This is a genomic window from Kitasatospora sp. NPDC059577, assembly GCF_042735475.1.
Lineage (GTDB): Bacteria > Actinomycetota > Actinomycetes > Streptomycetales > Streptomycetaceae > Kitasatospora.
Map to the genome: position 1 here is coordinate 136,856 of NZ_JBHWBZ010000007.1, position 20,827 is coordinate 157,682.

Consider the following 20,827-nt stretch of genomic DNA (forward strand, 5'->3'; position numbering starts at 1 on the left):
GTGAGTCTCCGAGCCGACGAGATGCTGGTCGTCATGGGTCACGGACTGCGGCTACGACGTCGCTGACACGCAGGGACGGAATGCGTGGCGTGCGGGAGACCTCCCGCGCGCCGCGCCGCCTGCGATCCGCGGGCGGTCCGGCCGTACCCCCTGCGTGCGGTGCCGGTGTCCGGGTCCCTGGTCAGCCCATGGTGAAGAGGAAGTTGCCGGAGTTGTAGTAGTTCGGCAGGTGCACCAGAAACGATCCTGGATGCGGTGGATGCGCCTTCGTCCAGTCCTGGGGGCCCAGGAGGTGCGCGGGATAGTCGCTGGAGGGGACCGGTGGAACGAACAGGAGGTGGAATGCGGCTGCCTGGGCGTCCGGAGCGAATCGCCAGAGTTGCTCGGCCGTATCGGATCGGCAGGCCGTGAGGGTGACAGCGACACCGTTTCCGCCCGTGGTGGTGCCGTCGAGACACGTCCCGGTGCCGGTGTTGCGCAGCTGGTAGGTGTCCTGTCCGGCCGGTAGCCGCTGCCAGCGCTGGGCCGCCTGGCCGTTGCACGGCTGGAGCTGGAGCTGGAGCTGGAGCTGGCCGGCGGTCTGTGCGGCGGTCGTGGGGCCGACGCAGAGCTCCGAGCCGAGGTTGACGAGCGGAAGCCCTGCGGCAACCGAGTGCGTGGGCGAAGGGGTGGTGTTGGTGGGCGTGGCGGTCATCGGTGGGGTGGGCGACGGGGAGGTGTCGATGGGAGCCGCGGCGGAGGCGGAGGGCGGCAGGGAGGACATGGCGGCCGGGCCGATTTCCGGGGGCGCATCGTCGGAGCCGTTGGTCGGCAGCGATCTGCTGGGAGCGGGCAGGGTCGGGGCGTCGACCGGCTGCGGATGTTCTCCGGCCGTCTCCACTGTGCTGAGGAGCAGTCCGGCGATGGCGAGTGCGGCCAGGGCACCGGCGCCTGCCGCGGCGAAGGGTATGAGCAGGCGCCAACCGGTTCGGCCGTCGGTGCGTGCCGCTCGGGGCAGGCGCCGGTTCCTGTCGTGGGTGCCGGGGTCGGAACCGTCGGAAGTCGGATCGATGGGCGTCGGGTCCTGGGGCTCCTGCCCGGGTACGAGGGCCGTGGCCGATGGCGGTGATCCCGCATCCCACAGCACCAGTGCGTTGAGCAGGGCGGGCCGCTGCCAGGTCCGGATGGTGTCCAGGTCCGCCCGGACACTGCGGCAGCTCTCGCACCTGGCGAGGTGGCGGTCGAGGTCCTTGGGTTCGCCGCCGGTGGTGTGCCGGACGCTGTCGCCGAGTTGTGCGGCCAGGTGCCGGCAGGAGCGCTGGGGCGCGCGGGAGGCGTATGTCTGGAGGCAGGCGTCCTGAAGGCGGCACTCGGCAGGGCTCTCGGCCCGCGGCGTACGGGCCGGCGACCCGGCCGCGTCATCGAGGCGCTGCCACAGGTCCTCCTGCCGCGCCGCAGGCAGGCTCTCGAACGCGCTCAGGATGAGCGAGTCCGCTTCCGCCGCGGCGAGCGCCGCACGCGCCGACGCAGCTCCGTCGCCAGAACGGGGAAGGTCTGCGAGCCAGGCGGTGAAGGCCGGGTTCAGAGCCGATCCGCGTCCCGTGTCGGCCCACTCGGCCGCAGTCCTGGTCACCTCGGCCAGAAGCTGCAGGCGGCTCGGGCCCGGGTGGCCGCCGGGACCGCCGGCTTCCACTGCTCGCTGCCACGCCTCGTTCGCGAGCTCCTGCGCGGCGCGGCCGTCGGCGCAGCACGTGTTGGCGTACGCCGACACGGCCTCCTGGTGGCGGTTCGTCGGCTGGGTGGCGCTGGGTTCGTCCGGCTGCCGGCTGCCCGGGAGCCGGTGTGCGGAATCGGCTTCCGGGATCGTCGCGGTCCCCGAATGTGGCATCTTCACTCCTGAGCATGCCGGTGGGAAGGCAAGTGGTCGGACAGTCACTGCTCGGCCCGGCGCGAGGGCGGGGCCAGGCGCTGCAGGCCGGCCGGAGGATGCCGTGGGTGAGGCACTCCGTGCGGCGCTGTGGCCAGTGGATTCAATGGCGGGCGTTCCCCCGGGGGGATCTCCGGACCCGGCGCCGCCGAGGTCCGCCGGTGGCGACCTTGGCGGGGGAATTTACCAGCTGGTAGCGGTCCGCAAAAGGTGATGATCCATCAGTGTGCGAATTAACTGTGAGACGCTCCGTCAGCAACGGGTTGGTCCCGGTCTGTTTTCGGGGCTCGTGTCCAATGGAGTTGAGCCTCGCTGTGTTGCGGTCCGTCAGCCGTGTCGGCCGCGCGGCTTCTGCGCTGCCCGTCGGCGGTTGCGCCAACGGCGGCCGAGGGGCCGTCGGTCCTGGGCCGCCAGCCCGAGGTCCACCTCCACCCGTGCTCCGCCCAGCGGGCCGGGCCCGATGCGAAGGCGGCCGCGGGTGGACTCGGCCGCGCTGCGCGCGATGTCCAGGCCGAGGCCGGTCGATCCGGCACCGCTGGTTCCTCGGGAGAGCGCGACGGCTGGGTCCGCGATCCCGGGCCCGTCGTCCTCGACCACCAGGACGACGCTCTGGGCTGTCCGCCGTACGCTCACGGCGAAACGGGTGCCGTCCGGGGTGTGCCGGAACACGTTGCCCACCAGGGCGTCGACCACGGCCGCGACGTGATCGCCCGGCAGCTGAACGGGCGTCGGTTCGTCCGTCGCCTCGAAGGTGCAGGCCCGACCCTGTTGCTCGGCGAGGACGGCCCAGAAGCCGACGCGGTGGGCGGCGACCTCGGACACCTGGCATGACTCACCCGGGGCCGGGCCGGGCAGTCCGGTGCCCATGGCACGTGGCGCGTGGCCGGACTCGACCCTGGTGGACCTGGTGGACAGGGGCGTGCGGGCGGCGACGATGATCGCATCCAGTTCGTCCTCGAGTTGTTCGACCGCCGTCGCCAGCTGGGGCGCGGCCGGCGTGGGGCCGATCCGTTCGGCTGCGAGGCGCAGTGCGGTCATCGGGGTACGCAGGCGGTGCGACAGGTCGGCCACCAGCTCCCGCTCGGTCGCCAGCAGCTGCCTGACCCGGTCGGCCATGGTGTTGAAGGCGTCGCCGACCGCTCTGAGGTCGGGCGGGCCGGTGGGTTCGACGCGGACGTCGAGGTCGCCCGCGCCAAGGGCTGCTGCGGCGTGGGACAGCTTGCGGGAGGCGCGTACCACGCGGGCGCCGAGGCGGTCGGCGACCAGCACCGATCCGACGACCAGGCTCGTGGCGAGCAGGGCCATGATGGTCCAGGCCCGGGCCAGTCCGCGGTTCAGCTCCGAGTCGGGCACGAACTCCTCGACCACGGCGATCTGGTCGCGCCCGAGCAGGACGGGTTGGAGGTAGTCCCGGCCTCCGGGAACGTCGCCGATCAGAGCGGTCCTGCCCCACACCGCCCGATTCAGCAACGGGGTGCCGGAATGGGTGGTGCCCAGCCGGCTGCCGTCGGGCAGATGGATGCAGAGGCGGCCCGTCGTGTCCGTGCGGGCCACCGCCGCGGCGAGATCGGCCTGGTCCGGGACCAGCGTCAGCAGCGGCATCGTGGCGGCCACGCGCTGCTCGGCGGCGAGCATCGCCTGGGTCTGGACGTGGGTGCGCAGGAGCAGGGCAAGCGGGACGAGGAACGACACGGTGACCATGACCGTCACGGCGAGTGCGACCGTGGCAAGGGCGGACCTCACCGGGGCGAGACCAGCTTCACGCCGACGCCCCGGACGGTGTGGAGGAAGCGCGGCCGGGCGGCGCGCTCGCCCAACTTCCGGCGCAGGCAGGACAGGTGCACGTCCACGGTCTGCTCGTCCACGTAGGTCTGCCGCCACACCTCGGCGAGCAGCTGTCGTTTGGAGATCACCCTGTCGGCGTTCAGTGCCAGGAACGACAGCAGGTCGAACTCGCGTCGGGTCAGGCTGATCTCCCGGCCGGCGAGATGGACCGTCCGGGCGAGCGGGTCGATCCGCAACTCGCCGAGTACCAAAGGCTCGTGGTTCATCTTGGCGACTCCGTCCCCAGGTGCGAGCGTGCGGGCCGGGCTGCTGCAGCGACGCAGGACGGCGGTCAGGCGGGCGAGCAACTGCCCGCCGGAGAAAGGCTTGACCAGATAGTCGTCCGCACCCGCGTTGAGCAGTTTGATGATCTCGGCGTCGTCGTCCCGCGCGGTTGCCACCAGCACTGGGACCTGGGACAGTCCGCGGATCATCTTCAACGCGTCGGCGCCGTCGAGGTCCGGCAGGCCGAGGTCCAGCACCACCGCGTCCGGCTGCCACTGGGCGACCTCACGCAGTGCGCCGAACCCGTCGGGGGAACTGCGCACCACCAGTTGATGGCCGGCCAGCAGCTCTATCAGGGAGGCACGGATGGCGGGGTCGTCTTCCACGACGAGGACGGACGTCATGGCGCACACCGTAGCCGACGGGCCGATCCGGCTGACAGTGTCTTCGAACCGGTGGGCGGGCAGGGGCGGGTACACCGGGCCATCCGGTTGGCCACGGCCCCGGCCGTCATGGATTTCCGCTGGTCAGCGAGGTGATGCAGGCGGGATTCGGGGAATTTTAGCGGAGGCTTAGGGCTTTCTTAGTGGAGGCACAGCGAGCGCTCTCGGCCGGGTGGCCGCGGTTGCCGGAGTAGCATGGTCCGCCCTCAGGAGCTGTCGACACACCATCGGCGGTGGCATCGGTCGGCACCGTTCGTGGACGGTTCCGGCGGGCACGGTGGGATGCCGCGCGAGCTCGCCCGCCGCCTCCGTCGCCCCTGCCACCACCCGGCCGGGAGCACGAGCACGCCCAACGCGGCCGGTGTGGACGGGGGCTGCGTCGGGAAGTGATCGGGATCGGGAGACGGTCGAGCGTGCCCCAGGCCTTCGGCCGCGGTCGGCAGCGAGGAGAACGAAGCGGGTGCGTCCAGGTGCCGGATCCGCGGGACCGGCCAGACGATCGCAACCGCCCGACCCACCACGCTCGTCAGCGGAATGGTTCCTTGGCCCGGACTCCCCATGTGGAAGCGGGAGTCGGCGGACACATCGCGGTGGTCACCCATCACCCAGATCCGTCCCATGGGTACGGTGACGACGAAGGTCTGTTGAGAAGGCGCATTGCCCGGCGCGAGATAGGGCTCGTTCACCGCGACGCCATTGACGGTGATCCTGCCGTGGTCGTCGCAGCAGGCCACCGTGTCGCCGCCGACCCCGATCACCCGCTTGATCAGGTTCCGCCTGTCGTCCGCGGGGAACAGGCCGGCGAAGGAGAGAGCGGTCGTCACCGTTCGCAACACCGGCCCGCCCGACGTGTTCTGTCGGTCCGTCTCCAGCCAGCCGCCGGGGTCATGGAACACCACCACGTCACCGCGGTGCGGCCGGTCGCCGAACCACGGGCTGAGCTTGTCGACGACGACCCGGTCGCCGATGTCGAGCGTGTTCTCCATCGAGCCTGACGGAATCACGAACATCTGCATCAGGAAGGTCTTCAGCAGCAGGGCCAGCACCAGCGCCACCAGAGTGATCAGTGGCAGCTCGAACAGGCGGGAACGTCTCCTCCGGCGCACCGCACGCCGGGCGACCCTGCGCCGCTCGGCCCGCCCCCGAGTGGCACGATGGCACATCCGCCGCCGCGAACCGCGAAAGCATTGGGTTCTCATCGGCCCGAGCTTAGCGACTGTCCGGAGTAAAGCCGGTGGCCGTTCCCTCATTTCAAATCCACTGACCCGAGCGCAGCCCATCCGTCTGCGGTGAAGGCGAATTCACATCACTTGCCGATATAGCTGCGCTAAGTCTTCTCTAACTGGTTTTCGGCAATGCTCGTCCGCATGTTCCCGAACCCGGAACGTTCCCACCCTCCGGAGGAGTCCGTGCGATCTCGATCGTTTGCCCTGTCCGCTGCCCTGGCCGTGCTGTCGCTGGCCGCCGTCTCGTTGAGCGCCAATGCTGCGCTGACACCGCAGACTGCGGCCGCCCGAACGGCACTGCCGGAGACCATGTCCCCGGCCGTGTCCCATTCCCAGTGGCAGGACACCCTCGCTGCCGGCCAGCCGATGGCGGTCTCCGTCAACCTCAAACTGCGCAACACCGCAGCCCTCGACCGGTTCCTCGCAGCCGTCTCCAACCCGGGTGACCCGCTGTACGGGAAGTACCTGACGCCCGACCAGTTCTCGGCCGAATACGGCCCGACCCAGGGCGACGTGGACAAGGTCACCCGTTTCCTCGCATCCCAGGGCCTGACCGTCACCGGGGTGAGTGCCAACCGGCAGGTGGTCAACGTCGGCGGCACGGTCGACCGGATCGCCGCGGCCTTCGCGACCCACGAGAGCATGTACGTCGACGGCGAGCAGCACCGAACCTTCCACGCCAACGACACCCCCGCGTCGGTGCCGTCCGACCTGGCCTCCGTCGTCGCGGGGGTCGTCGGCCTCGACGACCACACCAGCCGCACCACCCGCACAGCCGGACCGGACGCCTCGACCCCGGCCGCCACCCCGGGCGGATTCGGCCCGGCCCAGTACGACGGCGCCTACAACCTGGACAAGGTCGGCACGAACGGAGCCGGCACCACGGTCGCCCTCTGGGAGTTCGACGGTTACCGGTCCTCCGACCTGACCACGTACGACCGCAGGTTCGGACTGTCCGGCCCGGCCGTGCGAACCGTCCCGGTGGACGGCGCGGACTTCGACGCCCACCCCGGCCAGGGCCAGGGCGAGGTCGAGCTGGACAGCGAGATCGTGCGCGGCGTCGCCCCCAACGCCCAGCAATTGATCTACGAGGCACCCAACAGCGACCAGGGCGAGGTCGACATGGCAGCCAGGATCGTCGCGGACAACAAGGCCTCGGTCATCTCGATCTCCTGGGGCTCCTGCGAGCCGGACACCACCGTCTCGATCATGACCGCGGTCAACAACTCCTTCAAGCAGGCCGCCGCCCAGGGCATCTCGATCTTCTCGGCCTCCGGCGACGACGGCTCGCGCGACTGCAGCCGCTCCGCCAGCGGCCCCGGCGTGCCCGTGGTCGACTTCCCGGCCTCCAGCCCGCACAACACCGGCGTCGGCGGCACCAACCTGAGGCTGAGTGGCAACACCTACTCCGCCGAGAGCGCCTGGATCACCTCGGGCGGCGGCATCTCCAAGGTCTTCGCCAAACCGACCTTTCAGAACGGCACCGGCGTCAACGCCGCTCGGCGCACCGTACCGGACGTCTCCTCCGACGCCGATCCCGCCACCGGCTTCGCGATCTTCACTCAGGGTAAGGCCGGCCCCGGCTGGCAGATCGTCGGCGGTACCTCGGCGGCCGCTCCGCTGTGGGCGGGCTTCACCGCACTGTACGACCAGAAGGCCAAGGCGGCAGGCCGGGCAGTGCTGGGCGAGGTGAACCCGAAGCTCTACGCGCTGGCCAACTCCGGCGGCGGCCGGTCGGCGTTCCACGACGTGACCACCGGCGGAAACCAGGACTTCCGTGCCAGGCCCGGCTACGACCAGGTCACCGGCTTGGGCACCCCGGTGGCCGACCAGCTGGCCGACCGGCTGCTCGCCGCCCACCGCTGAACGGGACGGCCCGAACGGAACAGCCCCGCCCGACCTTGAAGCCGCGTACGGCGAAGGCCGCTGACGAACGCACGAGGTTCCGCTTGCCCGGTGGCCCGGTGGCCCGGTGGCCCGGTGGCCCGGTGGCTCCCGATGGCCTTCCACTCGGCGTCGTCGAATCGGTGCTGAGCGGGCCCCGGCGGTACCGACTGAGCCTGGAATGAGCGCTCCCTTAGGGAAGTCGAAAGTTCCGCGCTGACGGTGTTCTCGACACGTCGACAGGCCGTACGGTCTCTCTCACCAAGCCCGGTACGGGCAGCACGGCACCGGGCCCACCTCATCCGTCCACGCCGCCTGCCGGGCGACCGGCATGCGGGCCCACGCCGACGCACGTCGGGCCGGTGGCCATCATCTGCCGACGCGCATTCCCCACCACAATCCGCACCTTAAGGATCGTCCGTGAACGACATGGCCATCCCGGCTGTCACAGCCGCCCCCGAAGGAGGCGCCGAGCTGCGTCTCGTGGTCCGTCTCGACTGGCAACGCGTCGCCGAACTCGGACTTCTCGCGTCCGAGTTGGCCAGTGAGCTGAAGCGGCCGGTCACTCTCGACGAAGCGGTGAGCCACCAGCTGGCCTTCCGTACCCGCCCGGTGGCTCCGGTTCACGGCACCGCCGGAACCCTCGCCGGCACCACGCCGACGACGACGGTGATGCCACTGTCCGGCGCGGCGGCCGTCGAAGCCCCTGGCCAGGCGCCGGTCGCGGCGGGCAAGCAGGCCGGACCCGCGTCGCTGGAGAGCGGCCCGTCGGGCCGGCCCGCAGCCGTCGCGTCCGGTCAGTCTGCGGTACGGCAGGCAACCGCGCCGGCACAGGCCGACGACAAGAACGCTCATCCGCTGGTCACCGCAGGGTGACTGCCGAGGCCGGACAGGTACCGCCCTCCTGGTCGGGTTCGTCCGGCTCCGGAATGCCCACCGGTCGGCCGACCGAGCCGAGCGGTGGGCCGACGGCCATGCCGACGTCCGACCCGGCCTACCCGCACACCGGCATGCCGACCGCGGCAGGCAGTGCCCGGACGCCGGTCTACAGCAGTCACTGGCAGAGCGCCACCCGCCGGGCGCGGAGGCGCACCGGCATCCAGGCGGTGGGTCTCCCAGCGCTTTCCCCGGCGCCACACGGCTGATGTCGTCCGGCGCCGGGAAACCCACGCTCATGTGCACCGGGTTCGCGCCGACCGCCGGGCCACCATCACTATCGGACAAGGACAGAGCTTGAGGAATTCGACAAGGCCACGTCGCAAGTCCCCGCAGGACACCGTGATGCGGCTTCGCGCGGCCGCCGCCGGCACGGCGCCGGAGCTGCCGAGGCCCCCGGTCCCGGTTCTGGCCGCCGCCGTCGTGGTGGTGCTCGCCGTGGTCGCCACGGTGTTGCAGGCTCTCCAGCTCCCCGCGACGGCGCACAACCGCAGCGGCACGGAGGCGGTGCACCGGTTCGTCGACTTCTTCTTCGGCGTGCTGACGCTGATGGCCCTCAGCGGCAGTGTCACGCTCGGACTCCTGGCAGCCGAGCGAAGGATGCTGACGCCGCGCCACAGGGTCGCGGTGCAGGCCCTCCACCGCGCCGTCTCCGTGGCGGCCGTGGTGACGCTGGTGATCCACATCGCCAACAAGGTCGCCGAGGGGCATGCCGCTCCTGCGGCGGCCGTGGTGCCGTTCGCTCCCGGCACCCGGTTCGTGGTCGGCGTCGGCACCATCGCCGCCGAACTGCTCGTCCTCGCCGCCGTGACCGGCGCACTGCGCGGACGGTTCACCGCCGACCCCCGCCTCACCCGGCTGTGGCGGCCCACGCACTGGGTCGCCTACGCCTCGTGGCCGCTCGCCCTCGCGCACGGGCTGGAGGCCGGGCGACCGGCCAGGGGCTGGGTCGTGTGGTCGTACGGCGTCAACATGGCTGCGGTGGCACTCGTCCTGCTCATCAAGTTCCTGTACGGAGCCGGACGCAACACCACTGGCGTCAACGCCAACCGCCGCCTGATGGCCGTGGACCTCGTCGATTCCGGCGAGGAGGCGGGCTACCCTGCGATCGGCGACCAGTTGCCCGTCTTCGGCGAGTCCTCCGCACTGTTGGCGCTGGACGTGGAGATTCCGGACGCCCGGCCGGCGGCGACGCCGGAACCCGCCTCGGCTGCCCCCGTGCCCGCCCCGGCGCCCATGGACCCAGCCGCCCTGCAATGGGACACCGGTGAGCTGAACGCCCTGCTCGACGTCGGCCGTCAGCAGTACCTGGCCGAGCAGGCGGCGTTCCAGCAGCAGCAGCAACAGATGCAACAGCGGGACCAGTTCACGACGGATGTCTGGGACACCGGCGAACTCAACGCGATGCTCTACGGAGGGGATCAGCAGTACCTAGTGGAGCAGGCGGCGTTCCAGCAGCAACAGCAGGCCGAGTACCCCCAGCAGTCGTATGTCCAGCAGTACCCGCCCCAGGCGTACGCCGGCAACCCCGGGTACCCGCAGGAACCCGACACGGGCCCGCAGTTCCCGCCCGCGGAGGGGGCGTGGGCCGGTCCCGGCTACGGGTACCAGCCCACGTGGACACAGCCCTTCGGCTACGGCGTCGACTCCTGGCCGAACGGATGACGGCCGTCACCGCGGACGTCCCGGAGGTCATTCGGATGGGACCGCCCCGGCTCACCGCCGGGCTCGACCAGTACATCCGGATGGGCTACGAGGCCCATCTCGCCGTGCACGGGCCACTGCCCCGGTACGGCGCGCCGGAGCTGGTCGACCTCGCCCAGCGGATCGGGCTGGCCGGGAAGGGCGGCGCCGCCTTTCCCTTCGCGCGCAAGCTCCAGGCTGTGATCGACTCCACGCGGCGCCTGCGTCTGCCCGCGGCCGTCGTGGTCAACGCCACCGAGGGCGAGCCGGGCAGCGCCAAGGACCGGATGCTGCTCGCCCGCGCCCCGCACCTCGTCCTGGACGGGGCGCTGCTGGTCGGCGAGGCGCTGCGAGCCGAGAGCGTTGCCGTCGGCGTGGACGAGGGCAGCCCGGGCGTCACCTCGATGCCCGCGGCGGTCGCGGAACGCCGCTCCCGGCTGCCGATCCGGGTCGTGCAGCAGCCGGCCCGCTTCGTCTCCGGCGAGTCCGGTGCGCTGATCCGCGGCATCAACGGGCTGGTCGCCCTGCCGCCGAGCCGCAAGGTCCGCTCCTCCGACGGCGGACTCGGCGGTGTGGACGGGCTGCCGACGCTGCTTTCCAACGCCGAGACGTACGCCCAACTGGCCGTCGCCGCCCGGCTCGGAGCGGAGGCGTACCGCGCCGTCGGCCCCGACGCCGAGCCCGGAACGGTGCTGCTCACGGTCAACCGGCCGGGCGCCCGGCGGCCCGTGGTGGTGGAGGCCCCCGCCGGGACCCCGCTCGGCGCGGTGCTGGACGCCTGCGGGACCGGGCCGGGCCAAGGAGTGCTGGTCGGCGGCTACCACGGAATGTTCCTGGACGCGGCGTCGGCGGTGTCCGCTCCCTGCTCCCGGGCCGGGATGCGGCAGTCCGGGGGCACGTTCGGCGCCGGGATCGTCATCCCGCTGCCTGAGGACACCTGTCCGCTGGGCGAGGCGTACCGGATCGTCCAGTGGCTGGCCGCGGAGTCGGCAGGCCAGTGCGGCCCCTGCCGACGCGGACTGCCGGAGCTGGCAGGAGCCTTCGGCGCGATGGTGGCCGGCAGCGGCAGCCGGGCGGTGGAGGAGGCCCGTCGGCTCGCCGCCGCGGTGGTGGGACAGGGAGCCTGTTCCCACCCCGATGGTTCCGCCGGGTTCGTCCGGTCCGCGCTCAGCGCCTTCAGCGAGGACGTCCGCGCGCACACGGAGGGCGCCGGCTGCGGACGGCGGGTGCGCGCAGTGCTGCCGACTGTTCCCTGGAGCCCGGACCGGGGCGTCGGTGAGGTCGGCCGGGTGAACCTGAAGGTGGACTGGGCCCTGTGCGACGGGCACGGACTGTGCGCGGACATCGCCCCGGAGCTGTTCACGCTCGACCGGCACGGCTTCCCGGTGGTCAGCGAGGGCCCCGTGCCGGTCTGGCTGACGCTGTCCGCCAAACGGGCGGTCAACCAGTGCCCGGCCTTGGCCCTTCGCTTCGCCGTGTCCGGCCGCTGAGACGGATGGCCAGGCGATCTAGGGGTCGGCCCGGTCGCCCCCCGGTGGGACCAGCACGAGTCGGCAGCCTGCTCATCCGGACGATCTGGCGGACAACCCCGCAGTGATCGAGGCCGAGACCCGGGGGCTTCGACCACATGATCCACGACGAGGCCGCGAACCCCGTGCGCCCTCGCGTGGAATCCATGAGTGACCATCAGTTGTGATGCTCGCGCTCGTCCGGCAGGAACACGGGCACCCGGGCGGCGTCGGTCAGCTCCTCGATCCGGGGCTTTCAAATCCTGCCGTCCCGACTGGAGTTCGCTCCATTGTCGCCGTTCAGGGCCTTGTTTCACGAGAGTGAAGCGGGGCCCTTGATCGTTTTCAGGGCCTGCCGCTCACAACTTCTCACGTCGGTGATGATCACGGGCAGCCGAGCAGCTCGCCGAGCTTCCCCGACCCTGTCCCTGAGTCTCTGCGGGTCGGGGCGCACGTAGACCCGCTTCGTGACGCTGAGGTCCGAGTGACCGGTCCAGGCGGAGACCACGGTCTCCGGGACGCCGTTGTTGGCCATCCAGGAGAGCGTGGCGTGCCGGGCGCCGTAGAGGCGAACCTTGCGAACGCCGGCGGTCTCCATGAGCTTGTACGCCTCGCGCCGGAGCCTTTCCGTCTTGAGCGGGTTTCCCAGCTCGTCCACGAGAACATATCCGGTGTCGTTGTAGGCGGGTCCGGCCGCGAGTTTCTCCACCGCCGGGATGGCCTTGGAATTCTTCAAGGCCTTGCGGACGGGTCCGGCAGCGGCCAAGGACCACCCCCCTTCGAGTGCCTGGTGAAGCGCAACATGAGGCATTCCTTAGCGGAGTCGGAATTTCAGGCTGGAGAGCGCTCCACGCGCCGAATACCGTCTATGTTCGTTCTCGCCAGGTCGCGGACCAGGGCAACTCGTCAACCGATCTGGCCTCTTCGCGCGTACCCGGAAGAAGGCTGGGCACCACTCCGTGCCGGCGCGCAGACACCTCAAACCACCGCGAAATACGGAGGCACCGACAGATGAACGTCATCCGTGCTGTTCCAGGACCCGTTGCCGGCGACGACGCACGGCACGTGGTGCGCTCCACCCCGGGACCGTCCTCGCCCTGACCGGGCCGGACCGCGGCCGCCGGTGATGCTGTCCGCGATCAAGCCCGTCACACCGTCCGTGACGCCGTCCCTCGTGCCGTCGCCGATCCAACCGTTGATCCCGCTGTGGTTCCGTCGGCGAGCCTGGCCGTGGTCCCTTCCGGGGCCAGGCCGAGCGTTCGGAGCCGGACCGTCCCATCGTGGCAGCCGTCCCGTGCTGCCGCATCATCCCCTCGTCGGCCGCGCCGTCCGTGGACCGTTGCGCGTGGCTCATCACCGCACGGACCACCAGGGCCCACCCGGACCAGTTCCCGTGGGTTCCCCACGGCCCTGACCTCCGGGTGCAGAAGAGGAAGAGCCCCATGTCATCCATGAGGAAGAAGCGTAGATCGGGAACAGCCGCCTACGGCCTCCCCCGGGTGAGCCGCCCTCCAAGGTCGTACGCCACCCTCCTGATCGTCGTCGCGACGATCCTCACCGCAGCGGCCCTGGTGTACCCGATGGTGACGTCGACCGGTGCCTATAGCAGCGCCCCGGTGAGCGACACCCAAGCAGCAACACAGACACCCACGGGGCCGCTCACCACCCTCGACCGTGACTTCGTCAAGCGGGTTCGGCTGGCCGGACTGTGGGAGATTCCCGCAGGCCGGATGGCCCTCGCGAAGGGCACCAGCCCCGCAGTCAAGATGGCCGGCCAACACCTGATCCAAGGTCACACCGACCTCGACAAGGCGGTGCTGACCGCCGCCCAGACCCTGGATCTGGAAGTGCCCACCGAGCCCTCGGCACAGCAGCAGGGCTGGCTCAAGCAGTTGGATGCCGCGCAGGGCGCGGACTTCGACGAGCAATTCGCGAACATCCTGCGCAGCGCCCACGGGCAGGTGTTCGCGGTCGTGGCCCAAGTGCGCGCCAGCACCCAGAACTCCACGGTCCGGGCTCTTGCGAACACGGCCAACGCCACCGTGCTCGACCACATGAACGTCCTGGAGGACACCCGACTCGTGAAATTCGACAAGCTCACCCCGCTACCGACCGGTTCGGCCGCTCCGTCCCCGAGCCCCACGCCGGCGTCCGCCGGATCGACCCGCTAGACGACCGGATGAAGGCCGTCTGCGGCCTGTCCGGTAGGCCTGATCCCGTTTGAGGAGAGTGCAGAACATGAAGTCTCGTAAACGTGACACGTCGAGGAGAAGGGCCGGCGCCCTGCTGTTGGCGGCGATCCTGGGTATCGGCGCGGCCGGGACGGCCGGGGCGGTGGCCTTCGCCGGCGAGCGTCCGTGGGGGAGTGCGCGGTCGGCGTCCCCGCAGCTCGGTACCGTCGCCTGCGCCGACGCCGGGGTGGCCCTGAACGAGGTGCCGGAAGCGTCCCAGGACGCGGTCGACAAGAACCTCGCCGAGCTCGACGTCCAGGTGGCGGACGCGTACGACCGGCTGTCCGCGCCCGCCCCGGGCGACAACGAGAACCGCGTCATGGGCGATCTCGCCAACAAGCGCGCGGACACTCTGAAGAAGCTGGCGGACGGCGCCGGTCCGGACTCCGGTCTGCCGCAGGACCTGTCGGGCATGGCGAAGTGCACGGTCAGGCACGACCTGGTGGCTCAGGACGCGGCCAAGGGGTTCAGTGCCGACGGCGTGGGCGGCGCCGTCGCCCAGACCAAGCCGGCCGCACAGGTGAAATCCTTCCCCAAGAAGGGGTTCGTCGACATCAAGACGGTGTCCCCGAACGTCCCGGCGCCCGTCAAGAAGGGGTCGGCCACCGGCTCCTTCACGTCCCAGTGCGGGCGCAACGAGAACCGCCACCTCAACCCCGACAACGTGATCGTCGCGCCCGGTGTGAGCAACGGAGCGCACCACATGCACGACTACGTGGGGAACGTGGCCACGGACGCGTTCGCCTCCAACAGCAAACTCGCCGCCTCGGGCACCACGTGCACCAACGGCGACGGGTCGGCGTACTACTGGCCCGTCCTGCGCGTCTTCGACGGCACCAACGAGAAGGACGCCAAGGCGCCCGGTGGTGGCAAGGACAAGAACGTCGGACGGATCCTGCAGCCGGCCGAGGCGAACATCACGTACACCTCCAGTGTCGGGAACCCCGTCCAGCCGATGAAGCGGTTCCTGCGCATCATCACCGGCGACGCCAAGGCCTTCACCAACGGGCCGGCGAACGCCCGTGCGTCGTGGAGCTGCACGGGCTTCGAGAACCGCCAGGTCATCGACAAGTACCCGATCTGCCCGCAGGGGAGCAGGGTCGTCCGGACGCTGAAGTTCCCGGACTGCTGGGACGGCAAGAACATCGACAGCGCCAACCACCGGACCCACACGGCGTTCTCCGACAAGTCGGGCGCGTGCCCGAAGAAGTTCAAGGCGATCCCGCAACTGACGCAGCGCATCACCTACGACGTGCCGGCCGGGGTCCGGTTCGCCGTCGACAGCTTCCCCGAGCAGCTCCACAACCCGATCACCGATCACGGTGACTTCATCAACAACATGAACCAGGGTCTGCTGGACCAGATGGTCGGTTGCATCAACCAGGGGCGTCGCTGCGGGTGACCCACCCCGTCCGGGGCCGACCCGCGCATGACGGCCGGGGCCGCTGCGCGGTACATCGAGCCGCAGGGCCCGTGCCGCCGGCTCGGGGCCCACACTCCGGGCGCTGCCGCTCCTCCTCGCGCGTGGCCCGTGCGGCCCGGGGCGCTCGTCGGGGCGGCGGGCCGATCGAGAGGTTCCGGAGGGCTATCGACCCTGAAACCCACGTCCCGGGTCCGCGGACCGGCGTTCGACGCCGGACCGGATCACCAGGGACGCGCATATCCACGGAAGGCCAGATTCCACCGATGGAAAGGCAAGGAACATGTTGACGAAGCGATACGGACTGGTGGGGCTCTGCGTCCTGCTGGTCGGGCTCCTGGTGATGGCCCTGATGGGCAGCATGAGCAGCAGCGCGAAGACGCCGTCCGGGTCGGACACCGGCCAACTGGTGGGCGCGCAGGACGCCGCGCCGGCCGGCAGCGGATCCTACGGCGCGTACGACTCCAACGGCGGTGCCAGCGCGTCGCCGTCCGCGGGCGGGGGTCAGGCCGGCGGAGCGCTGACCGTGCGCAACGACGCCAAGCTCGGCATGGTGGTCACCGACGGCCAGGGCTTCACCCTCTACCGGTTCGACAAGGACACCGCCAAGCCCCCGATGTCCAACTGCAACGACGGCTGCGCCAAGACCTGGCCGCCGGTCACCAAGGAGGGCACGACCGCGGGCAGCGGGATCGACGCCGGCGCGATCGGCGAGGTCACGCGGGCCGACGGATCGAAGCAGCTGACGCTGGGTGGCTGGCCGGTCTACCGCTACGCGCAGGACACCGCGGCCGGCGACACCAAGGGCCAGGGTGTCGGCGGCGTCTGGTTCGCCGTGGCGCCCGACGGCAAGAAGGCGGCCGCCCCGGCCCCCGGTGCGTCGGCCTACCCGTCGGAGATGCCGACCGATGCGGCCCCGACGTCCCAGCCGGCGCAGCCCGCCCCGGGTGGAGCCCAGGTCTCGGTGGCCACCCAGCCGCAGCTCGGCCCGATCGTCGTGGACGCGCAAGGCATGACGCTGTACCAGTACGCCAAGGACCCGTCCTGGCCGATGCGTTCCCTCTGCGAGGGCCAGTGCGCGATGACCTGGAAGCCGGCGCCCGCCGTCGACCCGACCCAGGTCAAGGGCGTGAACCCGAAGCTGATCGGCAAGATGCAGCGCTCCGACGGCACCTGGCAGCTGTCCGTCAACTGCAAGCCCGTCTACACCTACACGGGCGACAAGGCCCCCGGTGACGCCAACGGGAACGGCAAGGACAACCTGTGGTCGGCGATCAACCCCACGGGGAAGCCGGTGACCGGTAAGTGACGGCCGGGGACTCCACCGTGGCGGCCGTCCGGCCGCAGCGGACCGTCCGTCGCGCGCTCCAGTGGCTCGCGCTGACCGTCCTGCTCGGCCTGGGCGTCGTCGAACTGCTCGGCGGGGCAGGAGGACTGCTCGCCTCGCCGCAGACGTCGGCCCACGCTGCCCGGGCCTCGGTGGAGGACCTGGCCCAGCGGATCGGCTGCACGGCCGACATCACCGCCGACACCACGGACCTCCGCCAGGGGCTGTGCAGCCTCGGCGAAAACGAGGTCTGGATCGCCACCTTCCCGACCAACGGGGCCCAGACGGCCTGGACGTCGGAGGCCGAGGCGTACGGAGGGTCGTACCTGGTGGGTGACCGGTGGGTGGTCGTCGTGTCCGACACCACGGCGGACCTCCTGCACGCGAAGCTGGGCGGGGTCATCACCAGCGGCGCCGACCACACCGGGCACGCCGATCACGGCTATCACACCGGCCACGATCCGTCAGGGACCGGTTGACCCTGGCGAGCGTTTGATCGATCGGGCGGTGGCGACGCCACGGGACTCCCCGGCCCTGAGCCGCGGAGTCCTGTGGCGTCGCCACCGCCGTCGCAGTCCGGGCGTCCCCGGGGGCGCCCAGCCCCCGCACAGGGCTCCGAAATTGCCTCACGCTGCTGACCTCGGGCGATGCGCGATCCCTGGCCGGGCGTGATCGGTCCCCGTGGTCGTGCGGACGATCCACCTGCTGGCCATGCGGGTCCGCGGTCCGAAGGCGCCCATGCCGTGGGCCAGGGCCCTGCGTGCCATCGTGTGCGGTCTCCATCGCGTCCAAGGCTGACGATCTGCTGACCACAGATGGTCCGCCACACCCCTGACCTGGGAAGAAACGCAAATCACGTGGTATGTGGTGGAACTTCATCGGGCGCTCCACCGAGGACAGCGCGCGGGCCCGGGAGGACTGGATGACCGGCGACCGCTTCGGCGAGGTCCACGGCTACGCGGGCGACCGCCTGCCGGCCCCGGAACTCCCCGCGCTGCCGCTGAAGGCCCGCGGACGGGAGCGCTGAGGGGCCGCTGCGCGGCCGGGTGCCGTCCGGGGCGGCGGAGGCGTGCGGGGTGGGTGGGGGCGGTTGTCGCAGAGCTGTGACAGGCGGGGGCCGGATCCCTCAGGGGATCCTCATGACGTGCACGTATGGTCCTTCGCATGGCAGAGAAGGCGGCGGGGGCGGGTATGCGGAAGTTCGGGCACGGGGTGCGGCTGATCGGGATCAGTGTCGTGGCCGGTGCGGTGGCGGCGGGGATCGCGCTGCCCGCGGTGGCGGCGGCCGGGCTGGGTGCCCAGTCGGCGGCGGACGACTTCCAGAACCTGCCGGACGACTTCAAGACGCCGGCGCTGTCGCAGGCCTCGACGATCCTCGATGCCCGGGGCGGCACGATCGCCACCGTGTACGACCGCGACCGCACCGTCGTCCCGGGGGACCAGATATCCCCGCTGGTGAAGACCGCGCTGGTGGACGTCGAGGACAACCGCTTCTACGAGCACGGCGCGATCGACCTCAAGGGGGTGCTGCGCGCCGTCGACAAGAACGCGTCCTCGGGCACCACTGCGCAGGGCGCGTCGACGCTGACCCAGCAGTACGTGAAGAACGTCTTCGTGGACGAGGCGGGTGACGACCCGCAGAAGGTCGCGGAGGCGCAGCGGCAGACGATCGGCCGCAAGATCCAGGAGCTGAAGTACGCGATCAAGGTCGAGGAGACGCTGGGAAAGGACCAGATCCTCACCAACTACCTGAACATCACCTTCTTCGGGGAGAAGGCCTACGGCATCGAGGCGGCCGCGCACCGGTACTTCGGCATGCACGCCAAGGACCTCACCCTGCCGCAGGCCGCGATGCTGGCCGGCCTGGTGCAGTCGCCCAGCGGCTACGACCCGACGGTCAACCCGACCGCGGCCAAGGACCGGCGTGACACCGTGCTGCGCAAGATGGCCGAGTACGGGCACATCACCAAGGACCAGGCCCAGCAGGCGATCGCGACCCCGCTGGGGCTCAACGTCCAGGCGTCGCAGCAGGGTTGCATCCTGGCCAAGCAGGGCGAGGGCTTCTTCTGCGACTACGTGCGCCAGGTGGTGCTCACCGACCCGGCCTTCGGGAAGACGGCGGCCGAGCGGCAGGCGGTGTGGAAGCGCGGTGGGCTGCAGATCCACACCACGCTCGACCCCAAGGCGCAGGCCGCCCTCTACTCCTCGGTGACCGGCCACGTGAACGCCGGCGACCAGGCGGCGACCGCGATGAGCATCGTCGAGCCGGGCACCGGCAAGATCCTCGCGATGGGCCAGAGCCGCCCGTACGGCGTCGACGACAAGCAGCACCAGACGCAGATCAACTACAACGCCCCCAAGTCCCTGGGCGGCGGGCTCGGTTTCCCGACCGGCTCGACGTTCAAGCCGATCGTCGCGGCGGCGGCCCTGGAGAGCGGCCTCACGCCGAGCCAGAGCTACACCACCGACTACAGCATCCCGTGGCCGGCGATGAAGGACTGCTCGGGCGGCAGGTTCCCGTCGGCCGGGCAGGTGCACAACGACAGCACGAGCCTCACCGGCCAGTTCGACATGAAGACGGCGATGGCGCAGTCGGTCAACACCTACTTCGCGAAGCTGGAGGCCGACACCGGGCTCTGCAACGTCGCCCAGATGACCAACAAGCTCGGCATCACCCAGCAGGCCGGCGGTGAGAAGCTCCAGGTGGTGCCGTCGATGACGCTCGGCAGCAACGACCTGACCCCGCTGGCGATGGCGGGCGTCTACGCGGCCTTCGCCGCCCACGGCACCTACTGCGCGCCGACCGCCATCACCTCGGTCACCGGCCCGGACGGCAAGCAGGTCGCCGTGCCGCAGGCGAACTGCTCCTCGGTGATGTCCGCGGACACCGCCGACACCGTCACCGCGATGCTCAAGGGCGTCGTGGACGACGGCACCGGCAAGATGGCCGGCCTCACCGCCCGGGACAGCGCGGGCAAGACCGGCACCACCAACGAGAGCCGGCAGGTCTGGTTCGTCGGCTACACCCCGGAGATGGCCGGTGCCACGGTCGTCAGCGACACCGACAACCCGAAGCCGCTGGACGGCCAGCGGATCGGCGGCAAGGTGATCGACCAGGCCTTCGGCGGCACCCTGGCCGGTCCGATCTGGCGCGACGCCTTGGACGGCGCGCTCGACGGCACGCCGGCGGGAACCTTCCCGCCGGTCCAGCTGCCGTAAGGGACCGCGTCGCGCGGACCGGAGGCCGTCGGCCCGCCTTCCCCTCGGGAGGGCGGGTCGACGGCTTCGTCGTGGCGGTGGCCGCTGGGGAGGTCGCGGCTGCCGGCCGGTCGGGCGGGCGTGGTGGTCGGTGGGGCGGACGCGACGGGCGGTCGGAGTCGGGGACGGTCGGAGTCGGTCGGGCGGATTCGGTCAGGCGGGGGCGGATTCGGTCGGGCGGAAATGATCAGCGGTCGGGGAGAACGGCGAGGGCGTCGATCTCGACGAGCATTCCGGAGAGGAGGCCGACGACGACCGTGGTGCGGGCGGGAAAGGGGTGGCCGAGGAATGCACCGTAAGCGGCGTCCATGGCGGGGAAATCGTCCGCGTGTGCGAGATATACGCGCAGCATGACGGCGTCGGCGAGGGACGATCCCTCGGACCGGAGAATGGCGTCGATGTTCCGGAGCGTCTGCGTGGTCTGTTCGGCGACGCCGCCGGGGACGAGTTCTCCGGTCGCCGGGTCGGTGCCGCCCTGGCCGGCGACCTGGAGGAGGGCGCCGCGGCGGGCGCCCTGGGAGTAGCTGCCGACCGGGGTGGGTGCGGAGGAGGTCTGGACGGCAATCCTGGACATATGCACGTTTCTAGTCGCGGGTGGGGAGGCGGGGCAAGGAAACGGGGGCTTCCGGATCCGGACATGGCTTGATGTAGACACCTCAAGCAGGGTGGGCGAAGCGCCGATGATCGGTCCGATGCGGGAATGCCGCCCGTGCGCGGACGGATCGGTCGGCGGCCGGGGTGCCGGGCGCGGAATCCGACGATCAAGGTTCGGGTATTGCGGAGGTCTCAACTCCGATGTTAGGCATAGAGATGATCGCCCTACGACCGGGGAGCTGATCGCATGTCTCTGGTGCTCGCCGGTAATCCGGCCGCCGTGCCGATCAGCGTATTCGGGTGGGGTGTCCACCGGCGCTGCCGGTGCAGTTCCGGGGTTATCAGGGATGGGTCACGGGGGT

At 70.8% G+C, this 20,827-nt stretch carries 15 protein-coding genes and 1 pseudogene; 10 read left to right on the forward strand and 6 right to left on the reverse strand.

From position 1 onward, the window contains the following. Positions 1-181: 181 nt before the first annotated feature. The 4 genes from ACFV0O_RS09495 to lepB all read right to left on the reverse strand — a co-directional run bounded on the left by ACFV0O_RS09495 (position 182) and on the right by lepB (position 5,678). Positions 182-1,867, reverse strand: coding sequence for an RICIN domain-containing protein (locus tag ACFV0O_RS09495; protein ID WP_380338602.1), 1,686 nt, complete (start codon positions 1,865-1,867; stop codon positions 182-184). Positions 1,868-2,233: 366 nt separating this feature from the next. Beyond that, the gene (locus ACFV0O_RS09500) at positions 2,234-3,649 is read right to left on the reverse strand and encodes a sensor histidine kinase (RefSeq protein WP_380338605.1); all 1,416 of its coding nucleotides are present in this window, start codon (positions 3,647-3,649) and stop codon (positions 2,234-2,236) included. Further along, complete coding sequence (locus tag ACFV0O_RS09505) at positions 3,646-4,359, reverse strand: response regulator transcription factor (RefSeq protein ID WP_380338608.1); 714 nt, start codon at positions 4,357-4,359, stop codon at positions 3,646-3,648. Before ACFV0O_RS09505 ends, ACFV0O_RS09500 begins: the two co-directional genes overlap by 4 nt. 245 nt (positions 4,360-4,604) lie before the next feature. Then, positions 4,605-5,678 carry a signal peptidase I gene (gene lepB, locus ACFV0O_RS09510; protein WP_380338611.1) on the reverse strand — a complete coding sequence of 358 codons (1,074 nt, stop codon included), beginning with the start codon at positions 5,676-5,678 and terminating at the stop codon, positions 4,605-4,607. Positions 5,679-5,807: 129 nt separating this feature from the next. Between lepB and ACFV0O_RS09515 the strand changes: the two genes are divergently transcribed. From ACFV0O_RS09515 to ACFV0O_RS09530, 4 genes are all read left to right on the forward strand, one after another. Then, entirely contained in the window at positions 5,808-7,490 is a 1,683-nt protein-coding gene (locus ACFV0O_RS09515; protein ID WP_380338614.1) for a protease pro-enzyme activation domain-containing protein, read from the forward strand. A gap of 438 nt (positions 7,491-7,928) precedes the next feature. Next, the gene (locus ACFV0O_RS09520; RefSeq protein ID WP_380338617.1) at positions 7,929-8,384 is read left to right on the forward strand and encodes a hypothetical protein; all 456 of its coding nucleotides are present in this window, start codon (positions 7,929-7,931) and stop codon (positions 8,382-8,384) included. Between the two features lie 405 nt (positions 8,385-8,789). Further along, positions 8,790-10,109 (forward strand): hypothetical protein, encoded by a 1,320-nt coding sequence (locus ACFV0O_RS09525; protein WP_380338620.1) that lies wholly within the window; start codon positions 8,790-8,792, stop codon positions 10,107-10,109. Positions 10,110-10,144: 35 nt separating this feature from the next. Next, positions 10,145-11,617, forward strand: coding sequence for an NADH-ubiquinone oxidoreductase-F iron-sulfur binding region domain-containing protein (locus ACFV0O_RS09530; protein WP_380338623.1), 1,473 nt, complete (start codon positions 10,145-10,147; stop codon positions 11,615-11,617). A 331-nt stretch (positions 11,618-11,948) separates the two neighbouring features. Here the strand turns inward: ACFV0O_RS09530 and ACFV0O_RS09535 are convergent, their stop codons facing one another. After that, entirely contained in the window at positions 11,949-12,401 is a 453-nt protein-coding gene (locus ACFV0O_RS09535) for a tyrosine-type recombinase/integrase (RefSeq protein WP_380338626.1), read from the reverse strand. 676 nt (positions 12,402-13,077) lie between these two features. Between ACFV0O_RS09535 and ACFV0O_RS09540 the strand changes: the two genes are divergently transcribed. The 6 genes and pseudogenes from ACFV0O_RS09540 to ACFV0O_RS09565 all read left to right on the forward strand — a co-directional run bounded on the left by ACFV0O_RS09540 (position 13,078) and on the right by ACFV0O_RS09565 (position 19,832). Further along, the gene (locus ACFV0O_RS09540) at positions 13,078-13,806 is read left to right on the forward strand and encodes a DUF4142 domain-containing protein (RefSeq protein WP_380338629.1); all 729 of its coding nucleotides are present in this window, start codon (positions 13,078-13,080) and stop codon (positions 13,804-13,806) included. Positions 13,807-13,873: 67 nt separating this feature from the next. Further along, positions 13,874-15,268, forward strand: coding sequence for a DUF1996 domain-containing protein (locus ACFV0O_RS09545; protein WP_380338631.1), 1,395 nt, complete (start codon positions 13,874-13,876; stop codon positions 15,266-15,268). A 301-nt stretch (positions 15,269-15,569) separates the two neighbouring features. Further along, positions 15,570-16,595 (forward strand): SCO0930 family lipoprotein, encoded by a 1,026-nt coding sequence (locus ACFV0O_RS09550; protein WP_380338634.1) that lies wholly within the window; start codon positions 15,570-15,572, stop codon positions 16,593-16,595. Positions 16,596-16,612: 17 nt separating this feature from the next. Further along, positions 16,613-17,092 (forward strand): hypothetical protein, encoded by a 480-nt coding sequence (locus tag ACFV0O_RS09555; RefSeq protein WP_380338636.1) that lies wholly within the window; start codon positions 16,613-16,615, stop codon positions 17,090-17,092. A gap of 383 nt (positions 17,093-17,475) precedes the next feature. Next, positions 17,476-17,640, forward strand: a pseudogene (locus ACFV0O_RS09560) (pirin family protein); the annotation flags it as partial. Between the two features lie 137 nt (positions 17,641-17,777). Continuing rightward, positions 17,778-19,832 (forward strand): transglycosylase domain-containing protein, encoded by a 2,055-nt coding sequence (locus ACFV0O_RS09565; RefSeq protein WP_380338639.1) that lies wholly within the window; start codon positions 17,778-17,780, stop codon positions 19,830-19,832. A gap of 226 nt (positions 19,833-20,058) precedes the next feature. Here ACFV0O_RS09565 and ACFV0O_RS09570 read toward each other — a convergent pair whose 3' ends face one another. Beyond that, positions 20,059-20,445, reverse strand: a complete 387-nt coding sequence (locus tag ACFV0O_RS09570; protein WP_380338641.1) for a RidA family protein — start codon at positions 20,443-20,445, stop codon at positions 20,059-20,061. Positions 20,446-20,827: the final 382 nt, after the last annotated feature.